At 72.9% G+C, this 17475-nt stretch carries 15 protein-coding genes; 11 read left to right on the top strand and 4 right to left on the bottom strand.

All coding sequences use genetic code 11. From position 1 onward, the window contains the following. Nucleotide 1: 1 nt before the first annotated feature. Genes ACA361_RS25540 through ACA361_RS25525 form a run of 4 tightly spaced genes read right to left on the bottom strand, consistent with a single transcriptional unit; the run spans nt 2 to nt 5040 of the window. Nucleotides 2-1546 carry a glycosyltransferase family 39 protein gene (locus ACA361_RS25540; protein WP_375015784.1) on the bottom strand — a complete coding sequence of 515 codons (1545 nt, stop codon included), beginning with the start codon at nt 1544-1546 and terminating at the stop codon, nt 2-4. Nucleotides 1547-1553: 7 nt separating this feature from the next. Beyond that, entirely contained in the window at nt 1554-2534 is a 981-nt protein-coding gene (locus ACA361_RS25535) for a glycosyltransferase (RefSeq protein ID WP_375015783.1), read from the bottom strand. After that, nucleotides 2531-3727 carry a hypothetical protein gene (locus ACA361_RS25530; protein ID WP_375015781.1) on the bottom strand — a complete coding sequence of 399 codons (1197 nt, stop codon included), beginning with the start codon at nt 3725-3727 and terminating at the stop codon, nt 2531-2533. The genes ACA361_RS25535 and ACA361_RS25530 overlap by 4 nt, the downstream gene beginning before the upstream one ends. A gap of 14 nt (nt 3728-3741) precedes the next feature. Continuing rightward, on the bottom strand, nt 3742-5040 hold the full coding sequence (locus tag ACA361_RS25525; protein ID WP_375015779.1) for a hypothetical protein: 1299 nt from the start codon (nt 5038-5040) through the stop codon (nt 3742-3744). Nucleotides 5041-5185: 145 nt separating this feature from the next. Between ACA361_RS25525 and glf the strand changes: the two genes are divergently transcribed. The 11 genes from glf (at nt 5186) to ACA361_RS25470 (ending at nt 17475) form a co-directional block, all read left to right on the top strand. Beyond that, nucleotides 5186-6355: a UDP-galactopyranose mutase gene (gene glf, locus ACA361_RS25520; protein WP_375015777.1), complete on the top strand. Its 1170-nt coding sequence runs from the start codon at nt 5186-5188 to the stop codon at nt 6353-6355. Continuing rightward, nucleotides 6352-8418, top strand: a complete 2067-nt coding sequence (locus ACA361_RS25515) for a glycosyltransferase (RefSeq protein ID WP_375015775.1) — start codon at nt 6352-6354, stop codon at nt 8416-8418. The genes glf and ACA361_RS25515 overlap by 4 nt, the downstream gene beginning before the upstream one ends. Continuing rightward, nucleotides 8415-9284, top strand: coding sequence for an ABC transporter permease (locus ACA361_RS25510; protein ID WP_375015774.1), 870 nt, complete (start codon nt 8415-8417; stop codon nt 9282-9284). Before ACA361_RS25515 ends, ACA361_RS25510 begins: the two co-directional genes overlap by 4 nt. A gap of 2 nt (nt 9285-9286) precedes the next feature. Continuing rightward, a complete protein-coding gene (locus tag ACA361_RS25505; protein WP_375015772.1) occupies nt 9287-10060 on the top strand; it encodes an ABC transporter ATP-binding protein in 774 nt (257 codons plus the stop codon). A 76-nt stretch (nt 10061-10136) separates the two neighbouring features. After that, the gene (locus ACA361_RS25500) at nt 10137-12791 is read left to right on the top strand and encodes an HAD family hydrolase (protein ID WP_375015770.1); all 2655 of its coding nucleotides are present in this window, start codon (nt 10137-10139) and stop codon (nt 12789-12791) included. 80 nt (nt 12792-12871) lie between these two features. Then, entirely contained in the window at nt 12872-13873 is a 1002-nt protein-coding gene (locus ACA361_RS25495) for a class I SAM-dependent methyltransferase (protein WP_375015768.1), read from the top strand. Next, on the top strand, nt 13870-15429 hold the full coding sequence (locus tag ACA361_RS25490; protein ID WP_375015766.1) for a DUF2142 domain-containing protein: 1560 nt from the start codon (nt 13870-13872) through the stop codon (nt 15427-15429). Before ACA361_RS25495 ends, ACA361_RS25490 begins: the two co-directional genes overlap by 4 nt. Nucleotides 15430-15472: 43 nt before the next feature. Continuing rightward, on the top strand, nt 15473-16363 hold the full coding sequence (locus tag ACA361_RS25485) for a class I SAM-dependent methyltransferase (RefSeq protein ID WP_375015765.1): 891 nt from the start codon (nt 15473-15475) through the stop codon (nt 16361-16363). Nucleotides 16364-16393: 30 nt separating this feature from the next. After that, nucleotides 16394-16663: a hypothetical protein gene (locus tag ACA361_RS25480; protein WP_375015763.1), complete on the top strand. Its 270-nt coding sequence runs from the start codon at nt 16394-16396 to the stop codon at nt 16661-16663. Nucleotides 16664-16690: 27 nt separating this feature from the next. Beyond that, nucleotides 16691-16927 (top strand): hypothetical protein, encoded by a 237-nt coding sequence (locus tag ACA361_RS25475; RefSeq protein ID WP_375015761.1) that lies wholly within the window; start codon nt 16691-16693, stop codon nt 16925-16927. After that, entirely contained in the window at nt 16924-17475 is a 552-nt protein-coding gene (locus ACA361_RS25470; protein WP_375015758.1) for a hypothetical protein, read from the top strand. The genes ACA361_RS25475 and ACA361_RS25470 overlap by 4 nt, the downstream gene beginning before the upstream one ends.

The following is a 17475-nucleotide window of genomic DNA, read 5'->3' as shown; positions in this document are numbered from 1 at the left end:
GTCACGGCCAGGGCGGCCGGGAGCCGGGCCGGAAGGGGCCGGTCCGCTCGTAGAGGGTGAGCACGCCGCCCCTGAACCGCCAGTCGCCCGCCACCCGCCACGGCCCGGCCACGAGGACGGTCCGGGCGCGGCGCCACACCACGTCCCCGGGCCGCGTCACGACCGACCTGCTGCTCATGACCCACACCCGGTCCGAGCGGATCAGCGCGCCGCGGATCTCACGGGGGAGCAGGTCGCGGCCCTTGAGGTTGCCGGCGCGCACCGGGTCCTCGGCCATCCCGATGTCGCGGAGCCGGCCGAACGCGTCCGGGTACGCGGCCGCGTCCCACCGGACGATGCCCGCGAGGTACACGATGGCGTCGCCGTCGCGGGCGTGCCCCCGGACGATGTCGGCGGCGGCGCGCAGGTCGTCCGGGCGGCTGTCCTGGCGCCGGATCGCGCGGTGCTCCGGTACGGACGGGACCGCGAGGACGGCCACCACCGCCACCGCGAGCGCGGTGCCGGCGGCCGGGCGGCCGAGCGCGGCGAGCCGGGCGAGGCCCGCACCGGCCAGCAGGGCGAGCGCGGGGACGCAGAACAGGACGTAGCGGAAGGTGAACAGCGGATCGGTCACCAGCGACGCGACGAGCAGCACCGCCGGAGGCACGAGCAGCCACGGAACCGCCAGCGCCGCGAGGGAGAGCCCGCCGCGGCCCCGCCGGGTCGCCACCGCGCCCGCGACCGCCAGCGCCAGCACCGGCGGGACGAGGGCGGGGGCGCCGGTCAGGAACTCCGCCAGCGTCCGCACGGTCCGCCACGTCGGCACCGGCAGCCAGTCCACCTGGACCTTCTGATCCCGCGCGGCCAGGCCGAACGGCACGAGCGCCGCGACGGCCGCGCCCGCGGCGACCGGCCAGCGCACCCACGTTCCGGCCCTCCTGGAACGTGCGACGGCGAGGGTGATCCCGTGCGCCGGCAGCAGCAGCACGGCGTTGAGGTTGAGGAGCCCGCCGAGGACGATCGCGAGGGCGTACCCGCAGAACCACGGCCACGGGCGCCGCACGTCCTTCTCGACGCCGCGCGCCAGCAGGTAGGAGGCGAGGACGGCGGCGGCCGCGACCATCGCGTACGACCGGGCCTCCTGGCCGTACCGGGAGACGGGGACGCTGCCCGCGTACAGGAGCCCGGCCAGCAGTCCCGCGAGCGGCCCGTGGCAGCGCCGGCCGAGGACCGCCACCCCGGCGGCGGCCGCGCCCGCCGCCAGCGCGCTGGGGAGCCGCAGCGCCAGCTCGCCGGTGCCGAACAGCGCCGCCCACGGGCGCATGATCAGGTAGTACGGGGCGTGCACCAGGTCGAGGTGGTCGAACACCCTCAGCATGTCCGCGGTGGAACGGCCGGTCATGCTCACCGTGGCGGACTCGTCCAGCCAGAACGACGCCCCGCGGATCCCCGCCAGCGACAGCGCGAGCGCGGCCACCGCCGGCAGCAGCGGCATCAGCCGGACGGGCAGGGCCTCCCGGGGACGGTCCGCCTCGCGGGCGCGCAACTCCGTCGTCGCCAGGGACATCTGGAGATCATGCCCGGACGCGCGGCGGAACGTCCACGCCCACCTCGCGCAGCAGCGCCTCCGTGGGGCGCGGCCGGGCGCGCACGCCCGCCCTGACGCCGCGGAGCATGGCCCCGCGCAGCACCGCCCGGTCCGAGGACGCGGCGAACGTGCGGAACCAGCGCCGCAGGGTGGCCCCGGCGTACAGGACGCGTTCCGGCGGGGCGAGCCCGGGACTGCCCGTGAAGAGCCAGATCTTGTTGCGGACCTCGTAGAAGAAGCGGTCGCCCGGGTCGGTCTCCGTCCCGCCGAAGACCCTGGTCTTGTGGACGGCGACGCTGTCCGGGCAGTACAGGCCGCGGCGGCCGCGCAGCAGCCGGGTGGTGAACTCGAAGTCGTCGTTCCACAGGAAGTAGTCGGCGACCGGCAGGCCCCGCTCCCGGACGGCGGCCGCGTCCACGAGCACCGAGACGAACGACGCGGACCGGACGGGCACGCAGCCCGCCGCGCGGGCGGTCTCCCATTCGGCGGCCGGGGCGCGCGGCTTGGCCCGGGGCGTGTTCATCGGGTGGTCGCGGCCGTCGGTCCACACCACCCTGCTGGCGACCAGCACGGGCGGCCCGTCCGCGCCGGCGCCCAGGGTCCGGGCGTCGAGCAGCGCCGCCAGGGCACCCGGCTCGGGCACGGTGTCGTCGTCGAGGAGCCAGAGGAGGTCGGCGCCCTCCTGGAGGGCCCGCGCCGTCCCGGCGGCGAACCCGCCCGCCCCGCCGACGTTGCGGGGGAGTTCCATCAGGTCCGCGTCCGGGAACCGCTCGCGGACCATCGCGGCGGTGCCGTCCGCGGAGGCGTTGTCCACCACGACGATCCGGTCGGGGGAGCGGGTCTGGGCGAGCAGCGCGGCCAGCGCCTCGGCGAGCAGCTCGCGCCGGTTGAAGGTGACGACCACCGCCGCCACGGTCGCGACGGCCGGTCCGGCGCCCTCGCCCGGGGGCGTGCCCGGCGCGCTCACGGGGCCCGCCTGGAGGCGGCGCGGCGCGCGGCGCGCTGGAGCGCGGGCGACGGCGACGCGGCGGACTCGATCAGCCTGTCCAGGTTCCGCCGCACGCTCGCCAGCTCGCTGTTCAGGTGGGCCATGCCGATGCGCTCCTGCGCGCCGGCGATCCGTTCCAGCAGGTGGGCGACCACCGCGACGGAGGCGGTGGCGATCCGCTCCTCCGGCAGGTCGCCCGGCTGGACCACGCCGTCCGGGTGGCGCGGGGTGGTGAGCTCGTCGAGGTCGCCGACGATCCGGTAGCCGGCGGCGCGCAGCGCGCCGGCGAGCCGCCGGGTACGGTCGGCGGCCCAGGCGGCGTGCCGTTCCGGCAGGCCCATCTCGGTCCGGCCGGCCGCGTCCGCGGCGTCGGCCAGCCCGGCCCCGACCAGGTGGTCGCGCACCACCCGCTCGTAGTCGCCGCCCAGCGCGGGAGCGATCTTGACGTTGAGCCGGCGGAGCAGCTCCGCCTCGATCACCGACAGCGGCTCCTCGGCCGGGATGCCCGCGACGTCGTACGCCGCCGGGTCGAGGCCCGTCACCGCGCAGTACCGCCCCCACAGCAGGCCGGGGTCCGGGTCGTACGGCGGCAGCGTGATCACGTGGATCCGGTCGCGCGGCACGGCCGCCTCCCAGGTGCGCAGCACCCGCTCCGGGTCGTGCAACCCCCAGAACATCGGGCCGTACGGCTCGGGCGCGCCGATGCCGTGCTCGACGAGGTCGTCCACGAAGCGCTCGAAGGTGATCGTGTGGGCGTGCCGGAGCTGCTCCTGCCAGTCGAGCACCAGCTGCCGGCCGAGGTCGCGGGTGATGAAGACGACGTGCACCTCGGCGGGCTCCAGCGCGGCCACGGCCCGCTTCGCCTGCTGCTCGGTGACGCCGCCCAGCAGCTCCTGGGAGAACAGCGCGGTGGGGCCGTCCCAGTCGAGGGTGCGGCGCGCCACGCGTTCCCAGGCTCCGTCCCAGGCCGGGTCGCGGCGGCCGCCCCACGACATCTCGCGCAGGTCCATGACCGCGCCGAAGTGCTCGCCGGGGCCCGCGAGCGGGTAGCAGACACCGGCGTCGCCGAGCCGCCTCCGGTTGGCCCACAGCGCCCGCTGGAGGAAGCCCGACCCGGCGATCGGCGCGCCGGCGTGCAGGTAGACGGATTTCGCGGGGCCGTGCTCGGCCATGTACGGGCTCACCTTCACTCGCTCGGGCCGCCGGGCCGGCCCGTCCTCGCCTGGATGCGCCGGTAGGCGCCGCCCAGCCGCCGCACCCCCGGATGGCGCTTGACGTTCTGGGCGGCCCGCCTGCTCAGCGGGGTGGCGTCGTGCAGCAGCCGGCCGGTGAGGTCGGCCAGCTCCGCCGCGTCCGCCGCCAGCTCGCCGAGCCGGTCGCCGGCCGCCGCCTCCGCGCCGGGCACGGCGGCGGCGAGCTCCTCACCCTCCACGACGCGCCGCAGCAGCGCGGTGATGGCGTCGGTGCCCACGTCGGCCAGCTCCGGCCAGCGCGGCTCGTCGGGGTCCGGCCCCGGCGCCCGCTCGTACGCGGGGATGAGCTCGTAGAGGTCGCCGACCACCCGGTAGCGGGCGGCGCGCACCGCCTCGACCGTCTCGATGGCGCGCTCCACCGCCCAGGGCAGGTGCTCCGCCGGCAGCGTCGTCCTGATCGGGGACGGGCGGCGGGTGAGCACCTCCTGAGCCAGGTGCAGCTTGACCTCGTCGTTGTAGGTGTGCCAGCCGATCCGCTCGTCCAGCGCCCCGTTGAGCAGCCGGACGTACTGCGTCTCGGCGAGCCCGAGCGAGGGGTTGCCGAACGCGGCGGACGGATCGCAGCCGCCGGGGTCCAGCCCCACGGCCGCGCAGAAGCGCCGCCAGAGCAGGTCGCGGGGGGCGCCCGGCCGGGGCAGCGTGACGACGTGGACGCGGTCGGGCGGCAGGCCGGCGCCCCAGCGCGCGAGCACCGCCACCGGGTCCTGGAGGCCCCAGAACAGCCGGGCGACCTCGAAGTTCTCCCAGTCGCGCCGGGACAGGGCGGCGACGAACTCCTCGAACGAGGTGGTGAAGCGGTTCTTGACGTCCTCCTGCCAGTGCGCGGGGATCTGCCGGCCCAGGTCGCGCACGGTGAAGACCACGTGGACGTCGGCGAAGTCGAGGTCGGCGAGCGCCCGCGCCACGTACTCGGCGCGGGTGGGCGCGAACAGCTCCTGGGAGATGATCGTCGTCCCCGGCCAGCCGCGGGCCGCGTCCACCAGCTCCCGCCACGCGCCCCGGACCGTGGGGTCGGTCGCGCCGCGGAAGAAGGTCCGGCGCAGGTCGAAGGCCGCCCGGACGTGGGCGGCGAAGTCGGGGCCCGGATACAGGACGCCCTGCTCGCGCAGCCGGTCGCGGTTGCGCCACAGGACGTTCTGCAGGTAGGTGGTCCCGCTCTTCGCCGCCCCCACGTGCAGGTAGACCGCGGGGCGGGCGCGCCGGGGCGCGCTGCCGGAAGGGGGCTGGGCCACTGAGATCCTTGGGGACGTGCAGATCCTCGGGGACTTGCACCTGTACCGATCGAACCCCGGGTATCTTATCCCCCGAATCCGTACCAATAGGCCGATAGGTATCTTCCGCGCCTGCCCGTACCCCGCGGAGACGGACGTTGTCCCTGTGAATGCTGATCTTGTAGTCGCCGGTTCCGGATTCTTCGGACTCACGGTCGCCGAGCGCTGCGCGGCCGAGCTCGGCCTGCGCGTGCTGGTACTGGAACGCCGCGACCATATCGGAGGCAACGCCTACAGCGAGGCCGAACCCGAGACCGGGATCGAGATCCACCGCTACGGCGCGCACCTCTTCCACACCTCCAACGAGCGCGTGTGGGAGTACGCCAACCGGTTCACCACGTTCACCGACTACCGGCACCGGGTCTACTCGACCTTCAAGGGCCGGGTCTACTCCATGCCGATCAACCTCGGCACCATCTGCGCGTACTTCGGCCGCGCGTTCACCCCCGACGAGGCGCGGGCGCTGATCGCCGGGCAGGCCGCCGAGGTCACCGCGCCGGCCAACCTGGAGGAGAAGGCCGTCTCGCTGATCGGGCGCCCCCTGTACGAGGCGTTCATCAGGGGCTACACCGCCAAGCAGTGGCAGACCGACCCGCGCGAGCTGCCGCCGGAGATCATCGCGCGGCTCCCGGTGCGCTACACCTTCGAGAACCGCTACTTCGACGACACGTACGAGGGCCTCCCGGTCGACGGCTACACCGCCTGGCTGGAGCGGATGGCCGACCACCCGAACATCGAGATCCGGCTCGGCACCGACTTCCTCGACCTGCGCGACGGCCTGGTCGGGAACGTCCCCGTCGTCTACACCGGCCCGCTGGACCGCTACTTCGGCTACGCCGAGGGCGACCTGGGCTGGCGCACCCTGGACTTCGAGACCGAGGTCGTGCCGACCGGCGACTTCCAGGGCACGCCGGTGATGAACTACGCCGACGAGGACGTGCCGTACACCCGGATCCACGAGTTCCGGCACTTCCACCCCGAGCGGGACCGGTACCCGGCCGACCGGACCGTGATCATGCGGGAGTACTCGCGGTTCGCCGCCCGCGGGGACGAGCCGTACTACCCCATCAACACCCCGGCCGACCGGGCCCGGCTGCTCGCCTACCGGGAGATGGCCCGGCGCGAGGACGGCGTGCTCTTCGGCGGGCGGCTCGGCACGTACAAGTACCTCGACATGCACATGGCGATCGCCAGCGCGCTCAGCATGGTCGACAACGATCTGCGTCCCCATTTCACCGCGGGCACGCGTCTCATCAGTGGAGGTGTGGACCAGTGACCGAGGTGACCGGCGCGGCCCGGGACCTGCGCGTGCTCCAGCGCGTGGTGATGCCGGTGGACCGCGACCTGGACGTGCTCAAGCTGTACGTGGAGGGCCGGATCGCCCGGGGCGCGGCGGCCCTGGAGGCCGAACGGGCCGTCGAGGACGACATCGCCCGCGCGGTGGACCGGCCCGGCGCGCCGCCCGCGGAGCTGGCGGCCGAGGACGTGGGGCGGCGCAGCGTCGTCGTGCCCATCGGCAGCCGCGTCTCGTTCGCCACCTACTTCAACGCGTTCCCGGCCGGCTACTGGCGGCGCTGGACCACCGTCGAGGAGGTGGTCCTGCGGGTCCGGCTGCGCGGCCAGGCCAACGTGATCGTCTACCGGTCGAGCGCGAAGGGCCACATCCAGCGGGTCGCCTCCGTGCGGATCGACTCGCGGGAGTCGCGGGAGGAGACCTTCCGGCTGTCCCTCCAGCCGTTCATCGACGGCGGCTGGTACTGGCTGGACGTGCTCGCGGGGGAGAACACCGCCGTGCTGGAACGGGCGGACTGGTGCGTGGAGGCCGGCGAGGCCGGCCGGGTCCGGCAGGGGCGCGTCAGCCTCGGCATCACCACGTTCAACCGGCCGTCGTTCTGCGTGGACCAGCTGCTCGCGCTCGGCGACGCCCCCGAGGTCCTGGACATCGTCGACGAGATCTACGTCGTGGACCAGGGGACCGAGCGGGTCCGCGACCACGAGGGCTACCCGCGCGCCGCCGAGGCGCTCGGAGCGAGACTGCGGGTGATCGAGCAGCCGAACCTCGGCGGCTCCGGCGGCTTCGCGCGCGCGATGGACGAGACGCTGCGCGCCGGGACCAGCGACTACGTGCTGCTCCTCGACGACGACGTGGTCACCGAGAGCGAGGGGGTGCTGCGGGCCGTCGCGTTCGGCGACCACGCCCGCACGCCGACCATCGTCGGCGGCCACATGTTCAACCTCTTCGTCCGGTCGCAGCTGCACGCGTACGGCGAGACGATCCAGCGTTACCGCTGGTGGTGGGACGCCGCGCCGCACACGCGCCGCGAGCACGACTTCGCCCGCCCCGCCAACCCGCTGACGGCCGACCTGCCGCAGGACGCCTCGCCGGCCTCGAAGCGGGCCAGCACGGGCAGCCTGCTGGAGACCAAGTGGCTGCACCGCCGCGTGGACGTCGACTACAACGGCTGGTGGATGTGCCTCATCCCCGTCGACGTCATGCGCAAGGTCGGCCTGTCCATGCCGATGTTCATCAAGTGGGACGACGCCGAGTACTGCGTGCGCGCGGGCGCGGCGGGCTTCCCGACCGTCTCGCTGCCCGGCATGGCCGCCTGGCACGTCCCGTGGCAGGACAAGGACGACGGCATCGACTGGCAGGCGTACTTCCACGAGCGCAACCGGCTGGTCACCGCGCTGCTGCACTCGCCGTACGAGCGGGGCGGCAACCTGGTCAAGGAGAGCTTCATCATCTCGGTGAAGCACGCCCTGTCGCTCCAGTACTCCACCGCCGAGCTGATGCTCTGGGCGATCGAGGACGTGCTGCGCGGGCCGGACCACATGCACGCCGAGATCGCCGGGAAGCTGCCGGAGATCCTGGCGTTCCGGGCGGCCTTCCCGGACGCGCAGAACCGTCCCAGCCACGAGAGGTTCCCCCAGGTGAGGCGGCGCAAGCCGCCCAAGCGCGGCCGCGACCCCAAGCCGCCGAGCGGCCGCGCGGCGCTGCTCGCCACCGCCGCCATCGGCACGCTGAAGCAGATGCGCCCGGTGGACGCGGGGGCGCGGGCGAACCCGCAGGCCGTGATCCCGCACATCGACCGGCACTGGGGCGTGCTGTCGCAGTTCGACAGCGCGCTGGTCTCCTCGGCCGACGGCATGAAGGTGGCCTGGTACCAGCGCGACCCGGAGCGGTTCAAGAAGATCATGAAGCGGACGTCCCTGCTGCACGCCCGGCTCAGCCGGGAGTGGCCGGAGCTGAGCCGCGGCTACCGGGCGGCGATGGCCGACCTGGCCGCTCCCGAGACCTGGCGGCGGACGTTCGGCGCCGCGGAACCCGGGGACCGATGACGGTCGCGGCGACCCCGGCGGACGGCGGGCTGCGGCCGCCCGAGGCGGACGGCGGCCTGCGCCAGGTCCTCCGCCGCCGCTACCTGCTGCGGCTGCTCGTGCGCCGGGAGCTCAAGTCCCGGTACAAGGGGTCGCTGCTGGGGCTCGGCTGGTCGTACGTGCGGCCCGCGGTGCACTTCTCGGTCTACTTCTTCGTGGTCGGGGTCTTCCTCGGCATGGACCGGCTGGTGCAGCACTTCCCGGTCTACCTGTTCGCCGGGATGGTGCTGGTCAACCTGTTCACCGAGACGCTGCACTCGTGCACGCGCGCGGTGACCGGCAACGCCCCGCTCGTGAAGAAGGTCTTCCTGCCCCGGGAGATGTTCCCGGCGGCCTCGCTGCTGGTGTCGCTGGTGCACTTCCTGCCGGGCCTGGCGATCCTGCTGGGCGCCGCGCTGTCGTACGGCTGGCGGCCGTCGGTCCAAGGGCTGGCCGCGGCCGCGCTGGGCTTCGCGATCGTCGTGACGCTCGGGCTGGGCCTGGGGCTGATCTGCGCCGCCGTCAACGTGTACTTCCGGGACCTGGAGCAGGTCGTCGACATCCTGATGATCGTCATCACCTGGACCGTCCCGATGATCTACCCGTGGACGCACGTGCGCGACAAGGCCCCGGACTGGGTGCTGGACGCCTACCTGGCCAACCCGCTCGTGTCGGCCGTCAGCCTCTTCCAGCGGGCGTTCTGGTTCCCCGGCACCCGGCAGGACTTCGCCTTCCCGCCGGGCCTGTACGGCCGGGCGCTGCTCTCGCTGGCGGTGGCCGCGCTCGTCCTCCTGGCCGGCCGGCTGGTGTTCGCCCGCGCCCAGCGCCGCTTCGCCGAGGAGCTGTGACCGTGACCGTGCCCTCGATCGTCATCGACTCGGTGAGCAAGCGGTTCACGCTGCGGCACGCCCGGTCCATCAAGGAGATGACCGTGCGGGCCGTCCGCCGGCAGAGCCTGTCGGAGACGTTCAACGCGCTCGACGACGTCAGCCTGACCGTCCACCCCGGCGAGACCGTCGCGCTGATGGGGCTGAACGGCTCCGGCAAGAGCACCCTGCTCAAGCTGATCTCCGGGGTGATGCGGCCCGACGACGGCCGGGTGCTGGTGCGCGGCCGCGTCGCCGGGCTGATCGACGTCGGCGCGGGGCTGCACCCGGAGCTGACCGGCCGGGAGAACGTCTTCCTGAACGCCGCGATCCTCGGCATGGGCGAGCGCGAGGTCGAGGCGAAGTTCGACGAGATCGTGGAGTTCTCCGGCGTCGGCCGCTTCCTCGACAGCCAGGTGAAGTTCTACTCGTCCGGCATGTTCATGCGGCTGGCGTTCTCCATCGCCGCGCACACCGAGCCCGACATCTTCCTCATCGACGAGGTGCTGGCCGTCGGCGACCCGCCGTTCCGGGAGAAGTGCCTGGCCCGCATCTGCGAGCTGCGCGGCGAGGGCCGCACCATGGTGATCGTCGCGCACGACATCCAGATGCTCACCAGGCTCTGCGACCGCGGCGTCATGATGCGCGCCGGCCGCAAGGTCTTCGACGGGAGCGCGGCGGAGGCCGGGGCGCTCTGGCGCGAGGACCGCCAGGCGCGCCGCATGACGCCCGCCGGGCGGAACGGGGCAGCTCAGTGAGCTTTCCCGGCATGTGGGACAGATCGGTAGGGTGTCCCGGACCATGGGGCAGGGTCCGAGCCAGAGAGGTACGGCGTTGACACAGCAGGAGATCGAGTGCCCGCTACTCGATGACGTCCATCGGATCATCGCCGACCGGCAGTGCACGGTGCTCTCCCTGGACATCTTCGACACCGTGCTGTGGCGGCGGGTGCCGCGCCCGACCGACGCGTTCGCCCTGCTGGCCGCCCGGCTGCGCGCCGAGGGGCTCTGCCCGGAGTGGGTCACCGACGCGACCTTCCGCCGGATGCGCATCGCCGCCGAGCAGGCCGCCCGGCGCGGCCGGAACGCCCTCGGCAGCGAGGTCTCGCTGTTCGACATCTGGCGGGCCATGCCCGCCGGGATCTTCGCCGCCGCCGAACTCGACCCTCTCGTCGAGGCCGAGGTCCGGCTCGAACGCGAGATCACCGTGGTGGACCTGGACATCGCGGCGGTGATCGCCGCCGCCCGCAAGCAGGACATCCGGATCGTCCTGGTCTCCGACACCTACTTCACCGAGGACCACCTGTCGCTCCTGCTCGACCGCTCCGAGCTGGGCCCGATGCAGGACGTCACGATCTTCCGCTCCAACCAGCACGGCGTCGACAAGGCGTCCGGGCTGTGGGAGATCGTGCTGCGCGACCTGGACAGCAGCCCCCGGCAGATCGTCCACGTCGGCGACAACGAGATCGCCGACGACGAGGTCCCGGCCGAGCTCGGCGTCCGCACCCTCTGCTACCGCAGGCTCGACGAGGCGTACGAGACCGTCCTGGAACGCGAGCGCGAGCCGGTCGCCGCGGTCGGCGACCACGCGCCCGACCTGGACGAGACCCACGGCGACTTCGGCCTGACCAGCCTGCGCGCCAAGACGATCCACGCCACCGCCCCGCACGCCACCTCGGCGCTCGACATCGCCTGGCGGTACGGTGCCGCCGTCCTCGGCCCGGTGATCACCGGATTCGCCGAGTGGGCCGCGGCCCGGGCGCACGCGTCGGGGACGCGCCTGCTCTGGTGCCCGATGCGCGAGGGCGAGCTGCTCGCCCAGATGATCAACAACGCGGCGGCGGCGCGCGGCTGGGACGTCGAGGCCCGGCCCGTCTGGCTGTCGCGGTTCGTGACCTCGCTGGCCGGGCTCGACCCGTTCGACACCGGCGCGGTCCACGCGTTCGTCCGCAGCGGCTACCAGATGACCGTCCGGCAGGTGCTGTCGGTCCTGGAGCTCCAGGCGGGCGAGGTGCCCGGCCTGGCCACCGAGCTGGACACCGTCATCGACAACGGCGACATCGCCGACCGGGTCGCCCGGTCGCTCACCGAGACGCCGCACCTGCGCAACCGGCTGGCCGTCACCGTCACCGCCGCCCGCGAACGGATGATCAGATCGCTGCGCGAGGCGGGCGCGCTCGACGGCCCCGAACTCACCCTGGTCGACCTCGGCTGGGGCGGGACCATCCAGCTCCAGCTCGCCAAGGCGCTGCAGATCGCCATGATCGACATCGTGCCGGCCGGGCTCTACCTGGCCACCGACCGCCGGTCCGAACGCGTCTACCTGGCCGGGCTGCGCGCCGAGGGCTACCTCGCCCAGGCCGGCGACCCCGCCCGCGTCGCCGACACCGTGACCCGCAGCCCCGAGATCGTCGAGCAGTGCGTCAACGCGCTGTGCGGATCGCTCATCGGCTTCGACGAGGACGGCGAGCCGGTACTCGGCGACACGGCCGACTCGGCGTCCCAGCTGGCCGAGCGGCGCACCGTCCAGGACGGCATCCTCGCGTTCCAGCGCAACTGGAACCGGTACGCGGCCGCCGGCGACGGCCCCGGCCTCACCACCGCCCCGGCCCTCCGCGCCCGGCTCGCCCGCATCCTCGTGTCCGCCCTTGAGGCGCCGACGCCCGAGGAGGCCGCCGTCTTCGGGCACTGGGCGCACGAGGACAACTTCGGCTCCGACCTGGTCACGACCCTCCTCCCGGACGACCTGCGCGCCGTCCCGTACATGTCCGCGAACGACCTGGCCGACCTGCACATGCGGGACTCGTTCTGGCCCGGGCTGCTCGCCGCCTCGGACCCGCAGCTCGGCGCGCTCACCCGCGCCATCGCCGAGGGCCACCTCGACCGGCGGGCGCTGGAACCGGCCGGTGAGCCCGTCGAGACGCGGCTGCGCTACCGCACCGTGGACGACCGCTGGCACGAGGTCATCCGCGCCCGGGTCCGCATCAACCACAACGGCCTGTCGTACGCGCGGCTGCGCTTCGAGCACCACGACACCGTCGACATCTCGCTGGCCATCCCCGGCCGCCCCGCGATCGTCCGGGTCGACTGGATCGAGGCGCAGGTCATCGCCGGCGGCCGCAGGCAGGAGCACGTGCTGCGCTGGGACAAGCCGGAGGACTTCGTCGGCCTGCACTACGCCGAGTGCCGCTACCTCGGCGGCAACCTGATGGAGTTCTTCTCCCCGCACGCGGCGGTCTGGCTGCCGATCGCCCGCCGCGCCGGGGCACCGGTCGTCTCGTCCGGCCAGGTCAGCATCGCGTTCGCCATGCTGCCCCAGTCGATGTCCGGGATGGCGCCGCGGATGCCCGTGGACAAACGGGCCGCGTTGTCGGCCCGTACCGCGCGGCTGTCCGACCGGCTCCGCGAGGAGTACCGGACCACCGGAGTGAAGGGCGTGGCGGCCGGTGCGAGCCGCATCGCCAGACGGAAGCTGGGAGGTGCGCCCTGAACCCCGACTTCGCGGGCACGCGCGAGGACCCGCACGCGCAGGCCCGGGCCGCCAGGGAACGGCCCATACTGCTGCACTCGATGGCGACGTTCCGCGAACTGTTCGAGACGGTCTTCGCCCACCGCGACTTCGCCACGGTGGTCGAGGTCGGCGTGGAATCCGGCCAGGTCAGCTCGGTCTACGCCGACCTGGGCGCCACCGTGTACTGCGTCGAGCCCAGCCCCGACGACCGGCTGCGCGCCGCGATCGACGGCGACCCCCGGCTCACCCTCGTCGAGGGCCTGTCGCCCGGCGTCCTGGCCGAACTCCCCGCCGCCGACCTCTACGTCCTGGACGGCGACCACAACTACGCCGTCGTCCGCCGCGAACTCGCGTGGATCATGGCGAACGCGCCGGACGCCGTCGTCGCCCTGCACGACGTGCTGTGGCCGTGCGGCCGCCGCGACTTCTACTACCAGCCGTCCCCGCTGCCCCCCGAGGACCTGCGTCCGGCGACCGAGGACGGCCCCAGCGTCTGGCACGACGGCGTCACGCCCGCCGGCTTCGTCGGCGACGGCGCGTTCACCGTGGCGGCCGAGGCGGGCGGCGAGCGCAACGGCGTGCTCACGGCCGTCGAGGACGCGCTCGCCGAGGACGGCGCCGGCTGGCGGTTCGAGATCGTTCCCGCGGTGTTCGGCTTCGGCCTGCTCGCCAGGGAAGGCGCCCCCGGCACGGACGAGATCTTCGCCGCGCTGCGGCCGTACACCTCCTCCGCCCTCCTCGGCGCCATGGAGAACAACCGGATCGCCCTCTACAGCCGCCTCCTTCAGTTGCAGTACGAGGCGCGGGCGCACGCCGAGGACGCCGACCGGCTCGCGGCGACGATCACCGGGCAGCAGGAGGAGATCGGTCGGCTGCGCGCCGAACTCGACCGCTCCCGCACCGAGATCGCGACCCGCCAGCGGGAGCTGCAAGGACTGCGCGAGGAACTGGCCCGGCTGTCGGCGCCCCGCGCCCCCGCGGCACCCGAGCTGGGCCCCGCGGTGAGCCAGCTCGGACGGGCCATCTCCGCCCGCGTCCGCCGCGGCCCGGAAGCACGGTGAACGCTCCGCCGCGACGGCTCCGGCTGATCGCGCTCCTGGCCTTCCTCGGCTTCTTCGCGGTCGGCGCCGCCTGGGCGGTCGCCCTCCCCTGGGACGGCGGCCCGGACGAGCAGGCCCACATCACCCGCGCGGCGGGCGTCGCCGGCGGCGACATCATCGTGCCGCCCGAGTACCTGCGGGCGCCGGGGACGGAGCGGCCGCTGCCCGGCACCCGGCAGACCGTCCCCTCCGGCGTCCAGCGGCCGTCGCCCGCGTGCTTCGCGTTCAAGGCGGAGCGGCCGGCGAGCTGCCTGGACAAGGTCCCCAAGGCGGCGAAGCGGCCGGACGAACCCAGGGTCGGATTCTCCGCCACGGGCCGCTACCAGCCCACGTACCACCTGGTGGTCGGCTGGCCGCTCAAGTGGTCGCCCGACGACACGGGCCTGCTGCTCGCCCGGCTTCTCAGCGCGGCCCTTTCGGCGGCGTTCCTGGCGGTCGCGACGTACAGCGTCCTGGCCTGGTCGCGGCGGCCGTTCCTGCTCGCGGGGCTGCTGGTCGCCGCCACGCCGATGGCGCTCCACCTGGCCGGGGTGATCAACCCGAACGGGTTGGAGATCTCGGCGGCGATCGCGATGTGGACCGCCCTCATCCCGCTCGTACTGGGCAGGGGCCCCGTCGACCGGCGGCTGCTCATCCTGGCCGGCGTCGCCGCCACCGTGGTGGCCTGGACCCGCCCCGCGGGCCCGCTGGCCGTCGCGCTGGCCGTGCTCATCCTGACCGGGACGGCCGGCCGCGCCCGGATCGTCCAGCTGGCCCGCGACCGCGGCGCGCGGGTGTTCGCCGCGGTCCTCACCGTGGTGGGCCTGACGTCGGGGATCTGGACGCTCGCCATGAAGGCCACCGAACTGGTCCCGGTCCCCGGCGGCGCCGGGCTCGGCCCCGGCGCCGCGCTGAAGGTCGTGATCGCCGAGCGGACGTCGTTCTACCTCAAGTCGATGGTGGGCCAGTTCGGGTGGCTGGAGGCCGAGATGCCCGGCGCCTTCCACGCGGTCTGGATCGGTGCCGCCGGGTTCCTCCTCGTCGCGGCGGTGCTCGCGGGCACGCGCACGGACCGGTTGCGGCTCCTGCTCGTCGTGGCGGGGGCGTTCGCGCTGCCGCTGTGGATGGACGTCTTCGGCGCCGAGACCGACGGGATGGGCGCGCAGGGCCGCTACATCCTTCCCGCCGCGGTCGGCGCGGCGCTGCTGGCCGCGTACACCATCGAGGAACGCGGCCTGCTCACCGCGCCGCTCGCGCGCTCGGCGACGGGCTGGCTGGCCGCCGCCCTGCTGCCCGCACATCTCGTCGGACTGGCGTACATGATGATCCGCTACCAGCACGGCCTGCACTACGGAGAACCGCTCATGAGCCCGCTCACCGGCGCGTGGCAGCCGGCCCTGGGCCCGATCACGCCACTGGCGACCATGGTGGCCGGGCTCGTGGCGCTGGGCGCGGCGATCGTGCTGGGCATCCGCAGCGCACGCCCCGAAGCTCCCGCGCCCGCCCCCGACCGCCCGGCGGCGGCCGCGGCGCACTGACCCCGCTCCAAGACGGCCCGGAATCCCGAAAGGCGAGCCGACGATGACCGACTACACCGCGACCGTGGCCATGCACGAGGGCTCCTGGGGGACCTTCCTCGACCCCGACCCCGGTCTGGCCGAAGCGGAGAACCCGCACGAGGCACTGGACATCCCCGTCTACAGCGGCCACCACGCCGACCTGGAGACCTTCGCGGGCCAGAAGACGATCTTCGACCGGGTCGCCGCGCGGATCCGGGCGTCCGACGTCGCCTACGAGGACCAGTGCAGCGCGTACCACTACTTCCACATGTTCGACCGCATCGAACGCACCCACCAGGACCTGACCCGGCTCGTGGACGTCGGTGTCTTCATGGGAGGCTCGGCCGCCGTCCTCGCCGGGTGCGTGGAGCCGATGGGCCTGGAACTCGACCTCGTGGACGTCAACCAGGCATACCTGAGGTTCACGCACGAGCGCCTGCGCCGCCTGTTCCCGAACGCGATGTCCCGCGTCCGCATGTTCCACGGCGACCTGCCGACGTACGTGGGCGCGGTCCTGGCGAACGAGCGGCAGACCCGGGCGTTCGTTCACCACGACGCCGCCCACGACTTCACCCAGGTCGTCAAGGACCTCAGCTCCCTCTACTTCGCCCGCGACCGCGTCCACGCCCTGACCATCCAGGGAACCCACCTGCGAGGACCGATCGGCTTCACCAACTTCGTGGACGCCGCCGTGTACGCCGTTTTCGGCGTCGACGTCCCGCACGAGCCGGTAGGCGCGAACTTCCCCCCGGACGCCCCGGTCACCCACCCCAACCAGTGGGACGGCAACTACTTCCTGGCCGGCCGGCCCGAAGGCATGTACATCCCGTTCGAGGGCCTGGACTGGAAGTACCCCCACCCCTCCATGGACCTGTCCGCCTTCCTGCCCGTGAAAGCCGACCCGCATCCCTGAACACTCGGCCTCCACACCGCGGGAGAACGCATGACGATGATCAGCCGTGATGCTCGGAGAATCCTGGGGGACGCCTTCCTGGATTCCGTCCGGCCGTCGGACATGTACGCCCCGCTCCGCGAAATAATCGAGGAGGGCTGGTCGGTGGAGCACGGCGCCGTTCTCCTGACCGCCTTCCGCAGATCATATTTCGGCCAGCGCTCAAGTTTCCCCGCCATCGGTGACTACGAAGCCGCGGTGAACGGACGCGGCATTCCTGACCTGGACATCGACCTGGTGGGGAGTGAACGCGTCCGGTAGCTGATGCGCAGAGGCGTCGCCTTCGCCTTGGACGCGCTGCAGATGCTCAACATCCAGTTGCCTGACAGATCCGTCACCGCACGCATCTCATCGTCGCCGATCGCCACGGACCCGACGGTGTTCACCGGGTACGTCACGTTCTTCTCGTCAGGATTTGTCGAAGAGTTGCGCGCAGCGAGCGATGACGAGTGGCCTGGAATTCAGATCCTCTTGTCGAGTGATGAGTGCAAGAACGCGCCGTCCAGAGGCGTTGGGCACCCATGACTTCGACCAGAGAGGCTGTCTGCTGGGGCGGCCCCGCGGTCGTCACCCTCTTCACGCTGGGACGAGTGGAGGAGTGCCTGCGAGAGGACGCGTTCGAGATCCCGGGCATGCGTCCGGACGAGATCGATATCATCCGGATGCGTCCCGAGCCAGATGTGAAAGAGGTGGCCGTATGGGAGTATGATCTCGTCTTTCATGATGTCGACCAGGATATCGCCTCCTATTTGCTGCAGTGCCTGCCAAGGGTCTGCGCGGGCGCGGAGGGAGTGGCCTGGTCGGCGTTCGAAGGATCTTTCCACTTCGACCACCTCTTCACCGACGACGTCGCGGAACAGATCTACGGCTACTGCATGGCGGGTGAGGAGCCTGCCGTGGCGTGGGAAGACGAAATACGTAAAAGCAGTGGATGGAAACGTCGCATAAGCGATGCGAGGTCCGCCGTGGAAAGAAGATTCCCGGCTTGGTTCTTGCCGGGGCGTGCTCCCCGCTCATTTCGCGCGACAAGTAGCGGCACGACCCCGGAACCGTCCCCGCCAATCGGATGCTGA

Source organism: Actinomadura sp. 21ATH (assembly GCF_041951345.1).
GTDB lineage: Bacteria > Actinomycetota > Actinomycetes > Streptosporangiales > Streptosporangiaceae > Spirillospora.
The sequence above is the reverse complement of the archived record's forward strand: the minus strand, read 5'-3'. Positions and strand labels throughout refer to the sequence as shown.